Here is a 17,883-nt window from a genome sequence, read left to right as displayed (position 1 = left end):
CGTACCGGTCATGCGGATCGGAGACACCTTGCTGGTGGCGCTGCAGGGCGACTTGGACGACACCACGGTGGTGCAGATCGAGGAGCAGCTCACCCGCGAGATCGCGCGCTCCGGTGCGTCCGGAATGCTCATCGACGTCAGCCGGCTGAGCGTCGTCGACTCCTTCATCGCCCGGGTGCTGGCCAGGATCGTGGCGATGATCCGGCTGCTCGGTGCGCAGGCGGCGATCGTGGGGATCCAACCTGCGGTGGCCATCACGCTGGTGGAACTGGGTGTCCCGATGGGACATCTGGACACCGCGCTCAATGCCGAGCAGGGCCTGGCGCTGCTGGCGCGTCTGCGCCGCGGCGAGGCCGGTGCGGACCGGCTGTGACCACGAACGCCACGACGGAGCAAGGGCCGGCCGACTTCGCGATCGCCCATGAGGCCGATCTGATCCGGGTCCGCAAGGTCCTGCGCGCCGAGGCCGAGGCCGTGGGACTCAACCTGGTCGACGCGACCAAGCTCATCACGGCCGGCAGTGAGTTGGCCCGCAACATCCTCAACTATGCCGACGGCGGCCGCGGCCGGGTCGGCATCGAGCGGGTCTATGAACGAGGCCGGCGGGGGGTGCGCGTCACGTTCGCCGACGACGGGCCGGGCATCGCCGACATCGGAGCGGCCATGACCGACGGCTTCAGCACCAAAGGCAGCATGGGCCTTGGGCTGCCGGGATCGCGTCGGCTGGTGGACGATCTGACCCTCACCTCCGAGGCGGGATCGGGTACGACCGTGGTGATCGTGAAGTGGCAGCGATGACCAGGAGGCGGCGTTGAGCGAGAGCGAACACCGTCTCCACGCGATCGGGGGCGAGGAGGACGTCGGTGCCCTGCGCCGGTCGGTGGCCCGGATGGCCGCCGGACAGCGCGGCCTCGGTGTGGGTGTGGCCGAGCTGGTCGCCACCGAGTTGGGCACCAACCTGGTGCGGCACGCCCACCCCGGCGGGCACGTGCTGGTCCGCAGGGCCGGGGACGGGATCGAGTTGATCTCCGTCGACCGCGGCCCGGGCATGACCGCGGCGGACCTCGCCCCACCACCGACCCGGCTGCCGCCACCACCGGGCCCGCTGTCGCGGCCGTCTCGCGGCCGGGGCCTCAAAGCGGGGCTGAGCGTCGTGCGACGCAACTCAGCCGAGTTCGACTGGTACTCCACGCGGAACGGCACGGTCGTCTACGCCCGGCTCGGGGCCAAGTCGCCACCACTGGAGGGAGGTTGGTGCTTCGGCGGCGTCAACGTCCCGCTCGGCGGTGAAGGCGAGTCCGGGGACGCCTGGGCGGTCGTGCCCGGTCGGCGGCTGGCCGCTCTGGCCGTGGACGGCCTCGGCCATGGTCCCGCCGCCGCCGCCGCGTCCCGAGCCGCGATCACCATGTTCGAGGACGGGCCGGTCGACGATCCCGGCCGCTTTATCCAGCGCGCCCACCAGGCGATGCGCGCCACGCGGGGCGCGGTCCTGGGCCTGTGCCTGATCGATCCGGACAACGGCGTGCTCACCTATGGGGCGGTCGGCAACATCACCGGCCGGGTCCTCTCCGCAACCCGGTCCGCACACCTGCTGGACCGGCCCGGCACCCTGGGCACCCATCTCCCCGTGCCGCGTACTCACCTTCAGCACTGCCCGTGGGAGCCCAGCTCGACTCTCATCCTGGTTTCCGACGGGATCCGCTCCGGTTGGAACCTAGAAGGCCACCCTCGACTGCTGCAGCATCATCCGACGATCGTCGCCGCCGTGGTGCACCGGGACCACGGCAGGCCCTCTGACGACGCCACTGTTCTCGTGGTTCGCAAGCGCGGCGGCATGCCATGATGGAGCAGGTCATATGACGGACGACGAAGGACGGTTGGCCATGGGGGAGGTGCCGAACCCCCTCTCCTCAGAGAGCGCGGAGCTGATCGCCGATCTGCGCCAAGAGCTCGATGACACCAACCGCGGTCTCATCGCTCTGCACACCGAACTGGAGGCCGCGCGGCTGGCCGAGGCCCGGCTCGCGGCGATGGTGACCTCCTCCGATGACGCGATGATGTCGGTAGACCCCTCGCCCCGGCACCGCGTCCAGACGTGGAATCCAGGCGCGCGGCGACTGTTCGGCCGCAACGAGCGGCACATCGTCGGGGAGTCCGTCGAGGTGCTCCTCCCCGACGCGGCGCTCGACGCCTTCCGCGCGGCGGTGGAGGAGATCCGTACTCAGGGACACGCACAGCCGCACCAGAGCCGATGGCGCCGCTCGGACGGCTCCGAAGTCGACGTGGCCGTCACCATCTCAGCCATGCGAGATGTCGACGGCATGCTGATCGGCTTCTCCACAGTGGCACGCGACATCACCCAGCAGCTGGCCGCCCAGGCGGAGTTGGCCACCGCCCGTGCCGATCGCGAGGTACAGGGAGACCGCGACCGGATCGCCCGCGACATGCACGACCTGGTCATCCAGCGGCTCTTCGCCGGCGCCCTGACGCTGCAGTCCACACTCGGCCGGATCACCGACCGGCCGCAGGTGACCGAGCGGATCCAGCGGGTCGTGAACGATCTGGACGACACCATCAAGGTCATCCGCTCCACCATCTACGCCCTGCGCGAGCAGCGACAGGATCTGCGCGGCAGCGGTCTACGCCCCCGCCTTGTGGCGGCCACCGACCGGGCCGCCGAGATCCTCGGCTTCACGCCCGCACTGCGGATGACCGGTCTGCTGGACACCGACACCCCCGCCGAACACGCCGAACACCTGCTGGCCGTCCTCGGCGAGGCCCTGTCCAACGCCGCCCGCCACGCCCACGCCACCGCCGTCGACGTCATCGTCGAAGTCACCGCCACAGACCTGCGCCTGCGCGTGGCGGACAACGGCCGCGGCATCGACCCGGCCGTCATCCGTCGCAGCGGCCTCAGCAATCTCCGCGGGCGTGCCGAGGAACTGGGCGGCACCTTCGCCCTCACCCCGAACACGCCGGCCGGCACCGTCCTCGACTGGCGCGTCCCACTCTCCCGGTAGCCACGCCTGACCTGAGCGTCTCGCCGGATTCAACGACCGGCGAGGAAGAGCGCGTATGCAGTGATCGGGCCCAGCCGAAGCACGGGGGTGGTATCCGCCCTCCGCGGAGTGGGTGGATCGGCCAGCAGGGGTTCGAAGAACGGGGGTTGCCCGTCGCAATACGTCCTGTTCAGGCTCTCCGAGCCACCACTGCCCTCCGCCCACCGCGCTCACGGATGCACCGTCATCGACCTGCCGCGGGTGGAATTCTCGACTGCTCAAACCCGCGCCCGCTGTGCCGCGCCCGCCGCCACGTCGGTGGACGCGGCGGACAGCTGCTGCCGGTGTGCACGCGTCCGACATCGGCCACGCCTTTCACCGGCCGCCGGTGGTGCCCTCCAGGACATGTCTGTAGGGCCGTGGGTGCGGAGGCGCGGGGGATGTGTCACAGGCGGATGACGACAAGAGCGGTGTCGTCGGTGTTGCCGCCGGAGGGTAGGAGGTCGGCCAGGAGGGCGTCGGCCAGGGCCTCGGGGTCGGTGTCGCGGTGGCGGGTGAGGGAGTCGGTGAGACGGACCAGGCCGGCGTCGATGTCCTCGGTGCGGCGTTCGATCAGGCCGTCGGTGTAGAGGACCAGGGAGGCTCCCCGGACGAACGGCGTCGTGGCCTGAGGACGGCGGGCGTGTTCGGGGTGGGCGCCGAGCGGCGGGTCCGTGGCCCCGTCGAGGAAGCGCACAGAGCCGTCCGGGTGCAGAAGAGCAGGCGGTGGATGGCCGGCGCTGCTGTAGGTGATGGTGAGGTCGTCCCAGTCGACGAAGGCCGTTGCGGCCGTGGTCGACTCGGCGCCGTCGACGGAGCGGGCATACAGGCCGAGGGCTTCCAGAGCCTGAGCCGGGCCGTCGGCGACCCGGGTGGCAGCACTCAGCGCGCTGCGCAGCTGCCCCATGACGCAGGCCGCCGCCAGGCCGTGGCCGACCACGTCACCGACGGCCACCGCGAGGCAGTCGTCGGGCAGGTCGACCAGGTCGTACCAGTCTCCGCACACGTTCAGGGCACTGACGGCGGGCCGGTAGCGTACGGCTGCCTGTTGGTGCCTCAGGGGTTCGGGGGCGGGCAGCAGCGCCTCCTGCAGAGCCAGGGCGACCTCACGCTCGTGGGCGTGGGCCTTGCGCAGGCGTTCGTTGACCTCCTGGAGTTCCCGAGCGCGGGTGTAGAGCTCGGCCTCCAGCACACGTGCCCGGCTGTCGCCACCTGGTCCGCCGCGGGCTCGAAGGAGTTCGGTCACCTCCTCCACTCGGTGCACGAGCAGCACCACCTGCCCGTCAGGGCCGAGGACGGGCGCGTTGACCGGGCTCCAGAAGTGCTCCTGCCACCGGCCGGGCCGCTGAGGATCCTCGATGTCGTAGCGGAGCACCGCCATGGTGTCGCGCTCGCCGGTGGCCACCGCGCGCAGCATGGAGTCCCGCGTCTCCCGCATCCCGGCCGCGGCCGGATCATTGGGGTTCTCGGGGAAGACATCGAAGATATAGCGGCCCAGGAGCTGCTCGCGGGTTCGGCCGGCAAGTCGTACGAAGTCCTCGTTGGCGTCGACGTACACCAGCTCGGGCGTCAGTAGCGCCACCATGCCGGGCAGGGCCCGGAAGACCGCCGCGTAGTCGATCTTCGGTTCCCTCATGTGCGGCCTGCCTCGGTACGAGACGTCATGGTGTGGTTTTCCACCATAGAGAGAAACAAGCCAGCTCGGCTCATGGAGCGGGCCCGCGGCGGCGGCACCGGATGGGCCGAGGACACCGTCGACCCCGTACTCACCGGCCTCCGCGCCGCCTGACCGGACCACACGTGTCAGGCATCGTCAACGTCCAAAGATGCCGTCGCCTGTCCCCCTCCTGACCGCAGCCGCGCGAATTCGACCGTGGGCACCGTCCAGTGCCGGCGGCCGGACGCTCACGGCACACCACGTCGTCGTACGGATCCGTTGCCGCCCACGGGCGCAAGGACCCCAGTGGCCTCCACAGAGGGCCGTCCGCCCCTCTCGCACCCGCTACCACCGAGTAATCATTGAGTCAGGCGCAGGACGTCGGCCACGGCATCCGTGAGGGGCTCCCCCGTCCCCACCGGAGCGTGCGGGCGCCCGCGCCAAGGGGGGCGGCTCCGGAAAGGGCTGCGACCGCACGTGGGTCGTCGGCCGCAGGCCAGTGCGTCTTCATGCACGCGCAGGCCCGTCCCCCGCCCTCAGGAACACCACCGCCACACACTGACGATCTCCACGGACCGGCACCCGCAGGCCCGGCGGGCGATCAAGCGGCACCGGATGGAGCTGTGCGGGGTGGAGCCGAACCGGCCCCGCCACCGCCAGAACCACACCCTGGGCACCCTGGTTCGGCGCGCCCTGGGCCTGCTCACCGAGACGCCTGGGGCGAGTCCGGGAGATCCGGGTCCAGGTCAGGTTGGCGGTGCGGGCCCATGAGTCGGCAGTCCACGTCCACCACACCCTCGACGGCCCGCACCAGTCGCGCGGCGACAGGCACGAGAGCGGTGTCCGGGATACGGCCGGTCAACGTGACGACACCGTCGCGCACGTCCACCCGGATCGGGTGCATCGGGTCGGGAGAGAGATGGACGACGACCTCATGGCGGATCTCCTCGGCGATGTCCTGATCGTTCCGCAGGAAGACCTTGAGCAGGTCGGAGCGGCTGACGATGCCCTCCAGCACACCCGTCTCGTCGACCACGGGAAGCCGCTTGACCCTGCTGCGCGCCATGATCCGTGCGGCCTGGGCGAGGGTGGCGTTCGCAGGGACGGTGACAGCGGGGGTGGTCATCAGCTCCTCGGCGGTCACCGCACCCGCCTTCTCCAGGTCGGACAGGCGGCGCAGCCGGGTGTACCGATCGGGGTCGCTGTCGCGGAACTCCTCCTTCGGCAGCAGGTCGGCCTCCGAGACGACACCGACCACCCGGTTCCCGTCCGTGAGTACGGGGAGCGCGCTGACCTTCCACCGCTGCATGGTCTTCACGATGTCCTTGAACGTCGCCCCGCGACCGAGGGCGACGACGGTGCGGGTCATGACATCGTCCACGATGTGCGGAGTGCTGTGCATGGTGTCCTCCGGTGGTACTCGCATACGGACGACGGTGAGGGCGTGCAGGTACGGCGCGGTCACTGGGGAAGTCCGCTGCCGTAGGGGGCGTACAGGTCGAGCAGGCGGGTGCGGGCCGCGCGCAGTCGGTGGGCCATCACCTGGCCGGCCCAGAGGGCGACCGCGTTCCCCATCGCGCTGTCGTCCCGGCACATCGTCCGCACGGCCTCGGCGTCGAACTCGAACGCGCGCACCGGGCTCACGGCCTCCGCGCCCAACTGCCACACGTGGGGCGGGAACAGCCAGGACCGGCCGACGAGCTCGCCGGAGCCCAGTGTCTCGATCACCGCCGGGCGTCGCCCGGGCACCTTCATGTCGAGGGCGATCCTGCCGGTCTGGATGATCCAGAAGCGGTCGGCCCGTCCGCCTTCGTTGAACAAGCGGATGCCTTGCGGGAAGCTCACCTCGCGCGCGACGGCCATGAGCCTGCCCCGGTACTCGGCGGGCATCGTTGTGGCCATGCGAGGCGTGATCGCGGTGGTCATGGCTGAGCCTCCTGCCCGTCGGCCGGTATGTCGCCCGTGCCGTCGCGCGACACCTTCAGGGTGAGGCACAAGCCTGCCCGGGACATGGGCCGAGTGGCCCTGTCCCGGGCGCCGGTGGGCTCTCGTCGAGCCCGTCGGCCAGCAGCGCCCTGTCAGGTACGCGGCTTGGCTGCCGAGGCACTCAGTCCCGCGCTCGTTCGTGTGGTGACCGCGCGCCGCCGGTACACCAGGTACGGCCGGGCCAAGTATCCGATCGGGGCGCTCCACACGTGCACCAGGCGGGTGAACGGCCAGGCCGCGAAGAGCAGGAAGGCAGTCAGTGCGTGGAGCTGGAACAGCAGCGGTGCCCCGGCGATGGCCTCCGGCTCGGGCTGGAGAACGAACAGGCCGCGGAACCAGACCGAGACGGTCGACCGGTAGTCGTATCCGGCACCGAAGACGTTGTGGGCGGCCGTGGCGGTGATGCCGAGCAGGACGGTGGCGGACAGCAGCGGGAAGAGGAGTTTGTCACTACGGTCGGTACCGAGGCGGATCTGGCGGGTCAGCAGTCGGCGGGCGCAGAGCATGCCCAGCCCCGCGACCATGGCCACGCCGGCCACCGAGCCTGCCCAGACCGCCGTGGTGTGGTAGGCGTGTTCGGTGATCCCGGCGGCCTCGGTCCACGAGTCGGGAACGGCGAGCCCCACGACATGCCCGGCGATCACCATGAAGGCGCCGAGGTGGAACAAGGGGCTGCCCCAGCGCAGCCAGCGGTGTTCGAGGAGCTGAGACGTGCGGGAGGTCCAGCCGAACTGGTCCTGCCGGTAGCGCCAGACGTGACCGACGGCGAACACGGCGAGGCAGATGTAGGGGACGGCGACCCAGAGAAGGAGGTCGGCGCCACCGACCGAGGAGGCGGCGAAGGAGGAGGGACTGACGGCGCTCATCGCAGGCCTTCCGGGGTCGTGAGGGGCGGCATCAGGGTGGGCGGGGCATGCTCGGGCTGGACGAAGGTGCCGGGTGGGGCGAACTCGCCCGCGCCATAGGTGCCGTAGGGGTCGAGGCCGACCTCTTCGTCGGGCGGTCCCTGGGTCGCGAGTTCCGCCACGGCCTCCAGGTCCGCCGCGGTGGGCGGTGGCAGCAGACTGAGCAGGGCGGCCACGACGTGGTGGTAGGGCGAGTCGGCGTCGGCCAGTGCGCGATGGATGAGCTGCAGTCCACGTCGGTGCTGCCGCAGAGGCGACTCGCCCGTGCGCGGTCCGGCGAGCGCGGCGAACTCCAGGACGACCGGAAGGTGGTCGGGCAGTTCCCCGCCGTCGGTGTCCCAGCCGGCGGCGCGGTAGCGCTGGGCGAGGGCGAGCAGGGCCATGCCACGGCGGCGGGTGTCGCCGTGCAGGTAGTAGGTGAGGTAGAGGCTGCTCTTGCGACGCAGGTCGAACATCTCGACGTAGTGCCGCTCCAGCGCCTCGGCATCCTGTGCGGCGAACCATTCGGTGAACCGGGCCAGGTGTTCCGACCCGGGCGTGGCCGGCAGAGCCGCCACTACGGTGGTCAACTCCGAGCGGGCGGCGGCTAGTTCGGAGTCCGGGTACTGCAGGAGCAGCGACACGAGCCGCAGCGTCAGCGCTCGGCCCGCCGTCTCCTCGGCGGTGAGACGGGCCGGGCGGCGTATGGCGGCCCGGACGCGGGTGCGGACGAGCGCGGGAATCGACGGGGATCCCCCCGGGCGTTCAGCACTGAGGGAGGGCAGCGGGCTCATGAACGGCCTCCGGCGGTGGTGTTGCGGCGCAGGGTGGGGATGCCGAGCATGATCTTGCGGGGCTCGGGGTCGCCGGACGTCTCGACCGGGCAGCGGTTCTCCATCGCGGTGAGCGCGGCGGCATCCTCCTTGTGGGCGGCCGGTACGACGTAGCGGTCCTGGTACTTGGCGATGGCGAGGAGGCGGTGCAGGTCCTCCGCCTCCCGGGCGGAGAGTCCTACGGCGCTCAGTACGGTCTCGTCGCCCACCTCACCGAGGGTGCGCTCGCGCATGTACGAGCGCAGCGCGGTGAGCTTCATCAGCACCCCGGCGACCACGTCCGTGTCTCCCGCGGTGAACAGCTCCGCCAGGTACTCCAGGGGGATGCGCAGTCGGGTGACGGCGGCGAAGACGTGGTCGGGGTCGTCCTGGTTGCCGCCCGCCGCGTCGACCGCGTCCAGCACGGGGGACAGCGGTGGCACGTACCAGACCATCGGCATCGTCCGATACTCCGGGTGCAGCGGCAGCGCGACCTTGTACCGCATGACGAGGTCGTACACCGGAGAGCGGCGGGCGGCGTCCAGCCAGTCATCGGGGATGCCCGACTCCCGTGCGGCTGCGCGGACTTCAGGGTCGTGCGGGTCGAGGAAGACGCCGCGCTGGGCATCGAGCAGGTCGTGCTCGTCCGGGGTTGCGGCGGCCTCGCCGACGCGGTCGGCATCGTAGAGGAGCAGGCCCAGGTAACGGAGCCTGCCGACGCAGGTCTCGGAACAGACGGTGGGCTGGCCGGCCTCGATGCGCGGGAAGCAGAAGGTGCACTTCTCGGCCTTGCCGGTGGCGTGGTTGATGTAGACCTTCTTGTACGGGCAGGCCGTGACGCACATCCGCCAGCCGCGGCAGCGGTCCTGGTCGACCAGGACGATGCCGTCCTCGACCCGCTTGTACATCGCGCCCGACGGACAGGCCGAGACACAGGCCGGGTTGAGGCAGTGCTCGCACAGCCGGGGCAGATGGAAGAGGAAGGTCTGCTCGAACTCGAACTTGACCTTCTGAGCCCATGCCCCGCTCAGGTTGGGGTCGCCGCCGGCGTGCTCCGGGGCGCCGCCAAGGCCGTCCTCCCAGTTGGCGCCCCAGCTGATGGCGGTGGGTTTGCCGGTGAGTACGGAGCGGGGGCGGGCGACGGGGATGTCCTGGCCGGCGGGGGCGCTGACGAGGTTGTCGTAGTCGTAGGTGACCGGCTCGTAGTAGTCCTCGATGGCGGGCAGGTCGGGGTTGGAGAACAGCGACAGGAGCCGCTTGACCCTCCCGCCGGAGCGCAGGACGAGACGTCCGCGCTTGTCCAGCGTCCAGCCGCCCTTCCACTGCTCCTGGTCCTCGTAGCGACGGGGATAGCCGACACCCGGCTTGGTCTCGACGTTGTTGAACCAGGCGTACTCGACGCCGGGCCGGTTGGACCATGTCTGCTTGCAGGTGACCGAGCAGGTGTGGCAGCCGATGCACTTGTCGAGGTTCATCACCATCGCGATCTGTGCCATGACGCGCATGTCAGTACTCCACTTGCTGGCTGCGGCGGCGGATGACGGTGACCTCGTCGCGCTGGTTGCCGGTCGGCCCGTAGTAGTTGAAGGCGTAGGTGAACTGCGCGTAGCCGCCCGCGAGGTGGGTGGGCTTGAGCAGCAGCCTGGTCAGGGAGTTGTGGATGCCGCCCCGCTTGCCACTGACCTCGGTCTTCGGCACGTTCACGTTGCGGTCCTGGGCGTGGTACATGTACACCGTGCCCTCGGGCATGCGGTGGGTGACCACCGCTCGGGCGGCGACGACGCCGTTGCGGTTGTAGGCCTCGATCCACTCGTTGTCCTTGACGCCGATCTTCTCGGCGTCCGCGAGGGACATCCAGATGGTGGGGCCGCCGCGGGACAGGTCGAGCATGTACTTGTTGTCCTGGTAGTTCGAGTGGATGGACCACTTCGAGTGCGGGGTCAGGTAGCGGACCGTCACCTCGGCGCGGTCGCCGCCGAGGTGCTCGTTCCCGTAGTGGCGAGGGGTGTTCAACGGCGGTCGGTAGACCGGGAGTTGTTCGCCGAGTTCGGCGATCCAGTCGTGCTGGACGAAGAAGTGCTGGCGGCCGGTGAGGGTGTGCCAGGGCTTCTTGTGCTCGGTGTTGATGACGAAGGGCGAGTAACGGCGGCCGCCGGTCTCGCTGCCGGACCATTCGTACGACGTCATCACCGAGCGGGGCTGGGTGCGGGTGTCGGCGAAGGTGATCCGCTCGGCCTCACGCTCGGAGGCCAGTTCCACCAGACCCTCGCTGCCGGTCTGCCGCTCCATCTCGCGGAAACCCTCGGTGGCGAGGCGACCGTTGGTGGTGCCGGACAGGGCGAGGATCGCCTCGCACATGTCGCTCGCGGTGGCGAGGGAGGGCCGTCCGGCGGCGATTCCGTCCCTGACGGTGCCGTTACGGTGGCGGAGGTCGTCGATTTCCTGGTTCGGGTGGACGGTGATGCCCTTGGTGGTGGTGCCCAGGGTGTCCAGGAGCGGTCCGACGGCGCGCATCTTCTGCGCGATCGCGGCGTAGTCGCGTTCGATGACGACGAGCTTGGGCATGGTCTTCCCGGGGACCGGTTCGCACTCGCCGGCCTTCCAGTCCCGTACCGTCCCGCCGGGCTGGGCGAGTTCGTCCGGTGTGTCATGCAGCAGCGGGACCGCGAGGACGTCGGTGCGGTTGCCCAGGTGCTCGGCGGCAAGGTCGCTGAACCGGTCGGCGATCGTCAGGAAGGTGTCGTAGTCGGTGCGGGCCTGCCAGGGCGGGGCGATGGCCGGGGTGAAGGCATGCACGAAGGGGTGCATGTCCGTGCTGGACAGGTCGTCCTTCTCGTACCAGGTCGCGGCCGGCAGGACCACGTCGGCGAGCAGACCGGTGGAGGTCATCCTGAAGTCCATGCAGACCAGCAGGTCGAGCTTGCCTTCCGGCGCCTCCTCCCGCCACACCACGTCCTTCGGCCGGTGCTCGGGCGGGGTCTCCTCGGAGCGGACAGCCGCGTCCGTGCCCAGCAGGTGGCGCAGGAAGTACTCGTTGCCCTTGCCGGAGGAACCCAGCAGGTTGGCCCGCCAGACCGTCAGCACGCGCGGGAAGTTGGCCGGGTCGTCCGGGTCCTCGGCGGCGAACCTCAGCCGCCCGGACTTCAGCTCGTCGACGATGTGCTCGGCGACCTGCTTGCCCTGGGCATGCGCCTCGTCGGTCAGATCGAGCGGGTTGCGGTTGAATCCGGGGTGACCGGGCGTCCAGCCCAGCCGCACAGCCTGGGCGAGGCAGTCGGCGAACCCCTTGCCCACGAAGCGCCCTTCCCCGAGCGGGGAAGCCAGCTCATCGGGGCCGAAGGCCTCGTAGCGCCACTGGTCGGAGTTCAGGTACCAGTAGGACGTGCCCGCCATGTGCCGGGTGGGCCGCTGCCAGTCGAAGGCGAACGACAGGTGCTGCTGCCCGGTGACCGGGCGGACCTTCTCCTGTCCTACGTAGTGCGCCCAGCCGCCGCCGTTGACGCCCTGGCAGCCGGTCATCGTGGTCAGCGCCAGGAAGGCCCGGTAGATGGTGTCGGAGTGGAACCAGTGGTTGGTGCCGGCGCCCAGCGCGATCATGGACCGGCCGTTGGTCCGCTCGGCGTTGCGCGCGAACTCCCGGGCGATCCGGGCCGCCTGCTCGGCAGGGACGGAGGTGAGCGTCTCCTGCCAGGCCGGGGTGTACGGCTGCGAGGCGTCCTCGTACGACGCCGGCCAACGGCCCGGCAGCCCCGGTCGCCGCACCCCGTACTGCGCCAGCATCAGATCGAACACCGTGGTGACGACGCGCCCGCCGATTCGTCGCACGGGCACACCGCGCACCAGGACCGAGCCGCCCTCCGTGGCGCCCTCGTCGAACCGGGGCAGGGCCACGGCCACGGTCTCCTCCGCACACTCGAGCAGGCTCAGCTCGGGCACGGTGGTACCCAGGTCCAGGTTCCAGCGGCCCGGCTCGGCCTCCCCCCAACGGAAGCCGAGCGAGCCGTTCGGCACGACCGGTTCGCCGGTGGCCGAGTCGAGGACGACGGTCTTGGACTCCGCGTGTTCCGTATCGCGGCCGAGGTCGGCGGCGGTGAGGAACCGGTCCGGGACGAGACCGTGGGCGTCGTGCTCGCGCAGGGTCACCAGGAACGGGGCGTCGGTGAACTTGCGCATGTAGTCCTGGAAGTACGGCACTTCGCGGTCGACGAGGAACTCGCGCAGGATCACGTGTCCCATGGCCATCGCCAGCGCGCCGTCGGTGCCCGGGTGCGGGGCGAGCCACTCGTCGGCGTGCTTGACGTTGTCGGCGTAGTCGGGGCTCACCGCGACGATCTTGGTGCCGTTGTAGCGGGTCTCGGTAAGGAAGTGCGCGTCGGGCGTCCGGGTGACGGGGATGTTGGAACCCCACATGATCAGATACCCGGCGTTCCACCAGTCCGCCGCCTCCGGCACGTCGGTCTGGTCCCCGAAGACCTGCGGAGAGGCGATCGGCAGGTCCGCGTACCAGTCATAGAAGGACAGCAGCGTGCCACCGATCAGCGAGTGGAACCGCGCACCGGCCGCGAACGACGCCATCGACATCGCCGGGATCGGGGAGAACCCGGCGACGCGGTCGGGGCCGTACGTCTTGACGGTGTGCACCTGAGCGGCGGCGATCAGCTCGCTGACCTCGTCCCAGTCGGCGCGCACCAGGCCGCCCTTGCCGCGCGCCCGCTTGTAGGCGCGGGCCTTCGCCGGATCCGAGGTGATCTCGGCCCAGGCCGCCACCGGGTCACCCAGCCGCTTACGGGCCTCGCGCCACAGCTTCAGCAGAGCGCCCCGCACATACGGGTAGCGCACCCGGCTGGGCGAGTACGTGTACCAGGAGAAGGAGGCACCGCGGGGGCAGCCGCGGGGCTCGTACTCGGGGCAGTCCGCGCCGATCGAGGGATAGTCGGTGGCCTGGTGCTCCCAGGTGATGATGCCGTCCTTGACGTACACCATCCAGGAGCAGGAGCCGGTGCAGTTGACCCCATGCGTGGAGCGCACCACCTTGTCGTGCGCCCACCGTTCCCGGTAGAAGCCCTCCCACTTGCCGTCGTTCTCGCCGAACACGGCACGGCCGTCGGCGGACACCTCACGGCGGGTCAGCAGCCGCCGCGCTGCCAGCGGCCAGGCCCGGCCCGTGTCAGTGGCGGGTCCCGCGGTCTTGTCGTTCTCCATGGGAGGAACGCTAGGCAGGCCCCTGCGTTTCCTCGCGGGGCCAAAGGTCCCGGTCTCGTATCCGACCGGCCCGTGAACGCCCCGTGTCCACGCCGATCGGCCCTGCTCGTGCCCGGCACCCGCGGGCCATGGGTCCTTCCCCTACTCGGAGTTGACGGACTACCGCTCTGTGGCGGCCTGGGCGGCAAGCCGCCTCGCCGCCGAGCAGCGGCGCCCGACGGTCAACGCCGAGACACGCCCAGCCGCCTGGGCCTGCCACCGCGGACGGCCCGCGGACGCGTCCGCACCGGCGACCGCCTGGCCGGAAGCAAGGCATTTCGGCCCCCGTGATGGGACGGTCGGCCCCTCCCCCGCCATGGCACCGGGAGAGAGCCTGGAGGGGCATCGGAGGCCGGCTCCCCGGGACGGTCCGAAGGGACGACAACGGCCGGTCCGGCCGCTCACGCCCGTGCGGTCCGGCCTCCCGATGTTCGCAGCAGGCCACGAAGCGGCCTGCTGCCGTGGAGGGCAGGACTCTTCCACGCTCTCGTATCCGTGGAGGAGGCAGTAGCGGTGAAGACCCGCACCGTCGGCGAGGTGATGACCAGCGAGGTCGTCCAAGCCCGCCGTGAGATGTCGTACAAGGAAGTGGCGCGGCTGCTTCACGGGCACCGGATCAGCGGCATGCCAGTGGTCGACCACGACGACAAAGTCCTGGGCGTCATCTCGGAGACCGACCTGATCCGCCGACAGGCCGCCCACGCCGAACCGGAGGACAGACGTCGGTTCCGCATACCGGCACTGCGCCGCTCCTCCCGTGCGGCGGCCGCCAAGGCGCGCGGCACGAGCGCGGAGCAGCTGATGTCCACGCCTGCGATCACCGTGCACCCGGAGCAGCGCGTGGCGGACGCGGCCCGGGTGATGGAACGCCATCACGTCGAACGGCTTCCGGTGGTCGACGAGGAGGACCGCCTCATCGGTATCGCCACCCGCCGCGACCTCCTGCGGGTGTTCCTGCGGACGGACGACGAGATCCGGCAGGAGGTGATCGACGAGGTCCTCGACCGCGCCATGTCGCTGCCGCCCCACACCGTGATCGTCAGCGTCCGCGACGGGATGGTCACCCTGGAAGGGCGACTGGAGAACCGCAGCCTCATCCCGCAGGTGATCCAGCTGGCCTGGCGGGTGGACGGAGTCGTCGGCGTGATGAACAGCCTGACCCACCGCGTCGACGACAGCCGCCCGCCCGAGAGGCATCCGTCGGGCAGGATCGAGCGCACCTGGATTCCGGAGCGATGACCGCCGACTCTCCAGCGGGGCTCCTGGCCGAGGCGCCGGCGCCGTATCACTCATCCGTGGCGCCTACGGTTCCCGATGGCGGCGCCGGTCTCACCATGGCGGCCGCCAGCTCCCGCGAGACGTTTCCGTCCTCTCGCTCCGGACCCGTTCGGCCCTCTCCGGACAGGGACTGGTCAGGCCCCTCCCAGGGACCGTCGGCACTGGGCGTCCCGACCGGGGCAGGGGGACGGTGGTGTCGGGAGCGCCGCCGAACCCTCACGGTGCCGCTCCCGACCGACGCACACGGCAGCGATCTCGACGACGGAGGCGCATCCCCATGACCCGACACGACGACCAGCCCCGAACCACCGGCCAGGACGGCGCGCCGTCGGACATCGCCGTCACCGTGGACCGTTTGGTCACCAACGGGCTCAAGGCGCTCGCCGACTACGAGGACTTCGACCAGGAACAGATCGACCAGATCGTCAACAAGGCCTCCGTCGCCGCCCTGGACCGGCACACCGAACTCGCCCTGCTCGCCGTGCAGGAGACCGGCCGTGGTGTCTTCGAGGACAAGGCCGCGAAGAACATGTTCGCCTGCGAGCACGTCACCCACAGCATGGGCAGGATGCGGACGGTCGGCGTCATCGCCCGCGACGACATCGAGGACATGGTCGAGATCGCCGAACCGGTCGGCGTCCTGTGCGCCGTCACCCCGGTCACCAACCCGACCTCCACCACCGTCTTCAAGGCGCTCATGGCGCTGAAGACCCGCAACCCCATCGTCTTCGCCTTCCACCCCTCCGCCCAGCGCTGCAGCGCCGAGGCGGCCCGCGTCGTGCGGGACGCCGCGATCGCGGCGGGGGCGCCGGAGCACTGCGTGCAGTGGATCGAGAGGCCCTCCATCGAGGCGACCCGGGTGCTCATGCACCACCCGGGCATCTCGTTGATCCTCGCCACCGGCGGCAACGCCATGGTCAAGGCCGCCTACTCGGCCGGGAAGCCCGCGCTCGGCGTCGGCGCCGGCAACGTGCCTGCCTACGTCCATCAGAGCGCCGACCTGCGCCGAGCGGTCAACGACCTCGTCCTGTCCAAGGCGTTCGACAACGGCATGATCTGTGCTTCCGAACAAGCCGTCATCCTGGACACCGAGATCTACGACGCCACCCTCGCCGAGTTCCGCACCCTGCACGCCTACCTGACCACCGCCGAGGAGAAAGCGAAGCTGGAGACGTACCTCTTTCCCGCCCACGCCTCCCACAGCGGCTGCGAACCCAAGGTCAACGCCAAGGCCGTCGGCCAGAGCCCGGCCTGGATAGCGGAGCAGGCCGGCTTCACCGTGCCCGCCGACACCTCGCTCATCCTCGTCGAGGCCGAACGGGTCGGCCCGGACGAGCCGTTGACCCGCGAGAAGCTCTGCCCGGTGCTCACCGTGCTGCGCGCCGCCACGCAGCGGCAGGGCTTCGACCTGGCGGCCGACATGGTCGCCTTCCACGGCCAGGGGCACAGCGCCGTCATCCACACCGGCGACAGCGCCCTCGCCGAGGCATACGGCAAGCGCATGAAGACGGTGCGGGTCATCGTCAACGCCCCGTCCTCCCAGGGCGCCATCGGCGGCATCTACAACAGCCTGCTGCCCTCGCTGACCCTCGGCTGCGGTTCCTGGGGCAGCACCTCGGTGTCCAACAACGTCTCGGCGGTAAACCTGCTGAACATCAAGCGGGTCAGCAGCCGCCACAACAACCTGCAGTGGTTCAAGGTCCCCCCGAAGATCTACTTCGAGCCGGGCTCCATCCGCTACCTGCAGTCCATGCCGGACGTCCACCGCGTCACGATCGTCACCGACGCCACCATGACCCGCCTCGGCTTCGTCGACCGCGTCAGCCGCGTCCTGCAACGCCGCCGCGAACCGGTCACCGTCCAGGTCATCGACAACGTCGAACCCGAGCCGAGCATCGCCTCCGTGCAGCGCGGCGCCGACCTGATGCGGGAGTTCCGCCCGGACGTCATCATCGCCCTCGGCGGCGGCTCGCCCATGGACGCCGCCAAGGTGATGTGGCTGCTGTACGAACAGCCCGACATCGACTTCGCGGACATGCGGCAGAAGTTCTCCGACATCCGCAAGCGGGCCTTCCGCTTCCCCGTCCTGGGCGAGCGCGCCCGTCTGGTGTGCATCCCGACCACCTCCGGCACGGGCGCCGAGGTCACCCCGTTCGCCGTCATCTCCGACCCCGCCACCGGCAAGAAGTACCCACTGGCCGACTACGCCCTCACCCCCAGCGTGGCCATCGTCGACCCGCTGCTCACCGACGACCTGCCGCCGGCCCTGGCCGCCGACAGCGGCTTCGACGCCCTCACCCACGCCATCGAGGCGTACGTGTCCGTCTACGCCAACGACTTCACCGACGGCCCCGCCCTGCACGCCGTCCGGCTCATCTTCGACCACCTCGAAGCCGCCGTGAACGACCGGGCCGCCCGCCCCGACGCCCGCGAGAAGGTCCACAACGCGGCCACCATCGCCGGCATGGCCTTCGGCAACGCCTTCCTCGGCATCGTCCACGCCATGTCCCACACCCTCGGCGCGACGTTCCACATCGCGCACGGCCGCACCAACGCGGTCCTGCTCCCGCACGTCATCCGCTACAACGGCACCACCCCGACGAAGCTCACGGGCTGGCCCAAGTACGAGCACTACCGCGCCCCCGAGCGCTTCCAGGACATCGCCCGCACTCTGGGCCTGCCCGCCGCCACCCCGGCCGAGGGGGTCGAATCCCTCGCCGCCGCCGTGGAACGCCTGCGCGACGCCGTCGGCATCGAGCCCGCCTTCCAGGCCCTGGGCATCGACGAGCAGGCCTTCCTGGACGCGCTGCCTCAGCAGGCCCTCAACGCCTACGAGGACCAGTGCGCCCCCGCCAACCCGCGCATGCCGATGCTCGACGACATGCAGCAGCTCATGCGCGCGGCCTACTACGGCCGGCCCGGCGTCGCGGCCGAGCGCTGAGGGCGGCCTCCGCGCGAGGCGATTCGCCGCCGTCGGCGCACCAGGA

General features: G+C 70.4%; 13 protein-coding genes. 6 read left to right on the top strand and 7 right to left on the bottom strand.

Annotation, left to right across the window (positions count from 1 at the left end; translation table 11 throughout):
* Positions 1-10 precede the first annotated feature (10 nt).
* The 4 genes from ABKA17_RS43720 to ABKA17_RS43705 are packed head-to-tail and all read left to right on the top strand — an operon-like array spanning position 11 to position 3,020.
* Positions 11-373 (top strand): STAS domain-containing protein, encoded by a 363-nt coding sequence (locus ABKA17_RS43720; protein WP_502994539.1) that lies wholly within the window; start codon positions 11-13, stop codon positions 371-373.
* On the top strand, positions 370-798 hold the full coding sequence (locus ABKA17_RS43715) for an anti-sigma regulatory factor (RefSeq protein WP_353697994.1): 429 nt from the start codon (positions 370-372) through the stop codon (positions 796-798). The genes ABKA17_RS43720 and ABKA17_RS43715 overlap by 4 nt, the downstream gene beginning before the upstream one ends.
* Before the next feature lie 13 nt (positions 799-811).
* Complete coding sequence (locus ABKA17_RS43710; RefSeq protein ID WP_353697993.1) at positions 812-1,843, top strand: SpoIIE family protein phosphatase; 1,032 nt, start codon at positions 812-814, stop codon at positions 1,841-1,843.
* A gap of 13 nt (positions 1,844-1,856) precedes the next feature.
* Entirely contained in the window at positions 1,857-3,020 is a 1,164-nt protein-coding gene (locus ABKA17_RS43705; RefSeq protein ID WP_353697992.1) for a PAS domain-containing sensor histidine kinase, read from the top strand.
* A gap of 424 nt (positions 3,021-3,444) precedes the next feature.
* Here the strand turns inward: ABKA17_RS43705 and ABKA17_RS43700 are convergent, their stop codons facing one another.
* From ABKA17_RS43700 to ABKA17_RS43670, 7 genes are all read right to left on the bottom strand, one after another.
* Positions 3,445-4,674, bottom strand: a complete 1,230-nt coding sequence (locus ABKA17_RS43700; RefSeq protein WP_353697991.1) for a PP2C family protein-serine/threonine phosphatase — start codon at positions 4,672-4,674, stop codon at positions 3,445-3,447.
* Positions 4,675-5,398: 724 nt separating this feature from the next.
* Positions 5,399-6,097 (bottom strand): CBS domain-containing protein, encoded by a 699-nt coding sequence (locus tag ABKA17_RS43695; RefSeq protein WP_353698029.1) that lies wholly within the window; start codon positions 6,095-6,097, stop codon positions 5,399-5,401.
* A 59-nt stretch (positions 6,098-6,156) separates the two neighbouring features.
* Positions 6,157-6,621, bottom strand: coding sequence for a Crp/Fnr family transcriptional regulator (locus ABKA17_RS43690; RefSeq protein WP_353697990.1), 465 nt, complete (start codon positions 6,619-6,621; stop codon positions 6,157-6,159).
* 152 nt (positions 6,622-6,773) lie between these two features.
* Positions 6,774-7,547, bottom strand: a complete 774-nt coding sequence (gene narI / locus ABKA17_RS43685) for a respiratory nitrate reductase subunit gamma (protein WP_353697989.1) — start codon at positions 7,545-7,547, stop codon at positions 6,774-6,776.
* Positions 7,544-8,359 (bottom strand): nitrate reductase molybdenum cofactor assembly chaperone, encoded by an 816-nt coding sequence (gene narJ, locus ABKA17_RS43680; RefSeq protein WP_353697988.1) that lies wholly within the window; start codon positions 8,357-8,359, stop codon positions 7,544-7,546. The genes narI and narJ overlap by 4 nt, the downstream gene beginning before the upstream one ends.
* Positions 8,356-9,882, bottom strand: coding sequence for a nitrate reductase subunit beta (gene narH, locus ABKA17_RS43675; RefSeq protein ID WP_353697987.1), 1,527 nt, complete (start codon positions 9,880-9,882; stop codon positions 8,356-8,358). The genes narJ and narH overlap by 4 nt, the downstream gene beginning before the upstream one ends.
* Position 9,883: 1 nt before the next feature.
* On the bottom strand, positions 9,884-13,579 hold the full coding sequence (locus tag ABKA17_RS43670; RefSeq protein ID WP_353697986.1) for a nitrate reductase subunit alpha: 3,696 nt from the start codon (positions 13,577-13,579) through the stop codon (positions 9,884-9,886).
* 552 nt (positions 13,580-14,131) lie between these two features.
* Between ABKA17_RS43670 and ABKA17_RS43665 the strand changes: the two genes are divergently transcribed.
* Positions 14,132-14,857: a CBS domain-containing protein gene (locus tag ABKA17_RS43665; RefSeq protein WP_353697985.1), complete on the top strand. Its 726-nt coding sequence runs from the start codon at positions 14,132-14,134 to the stop codon at positions 14,855-14,857.
* Positions 14,858-15,173: 316 nt separating this feature from the next.
* On the top strand, positions 15,174-17,837 hold the full coding sequence (adhE, locus tag ABKA17_RS43660) for a bifunctional acetaldehyde-CoA/alcohol dehydrogenase (RefSeq protein ID WP_353697984.1): 2,664 nt from the start codon (positions 15,174-15,176) through the stop codon (positions 17,835-17,837).
* Positions 17,838-17,883: the final 46 nt, after the last annotated feature.

It is taken from the genome of Streptomyces sp. RG80 (assembly GCF_040446465.1).
Lineage (GTDB): Bacteria > Actinomycetota > Actinomycetes > Streptomycetales > Streptomycetaceae > Streptomyces.
This window is presented reverse-complemented; position numbering and strand designations above follow the sequence as displayed.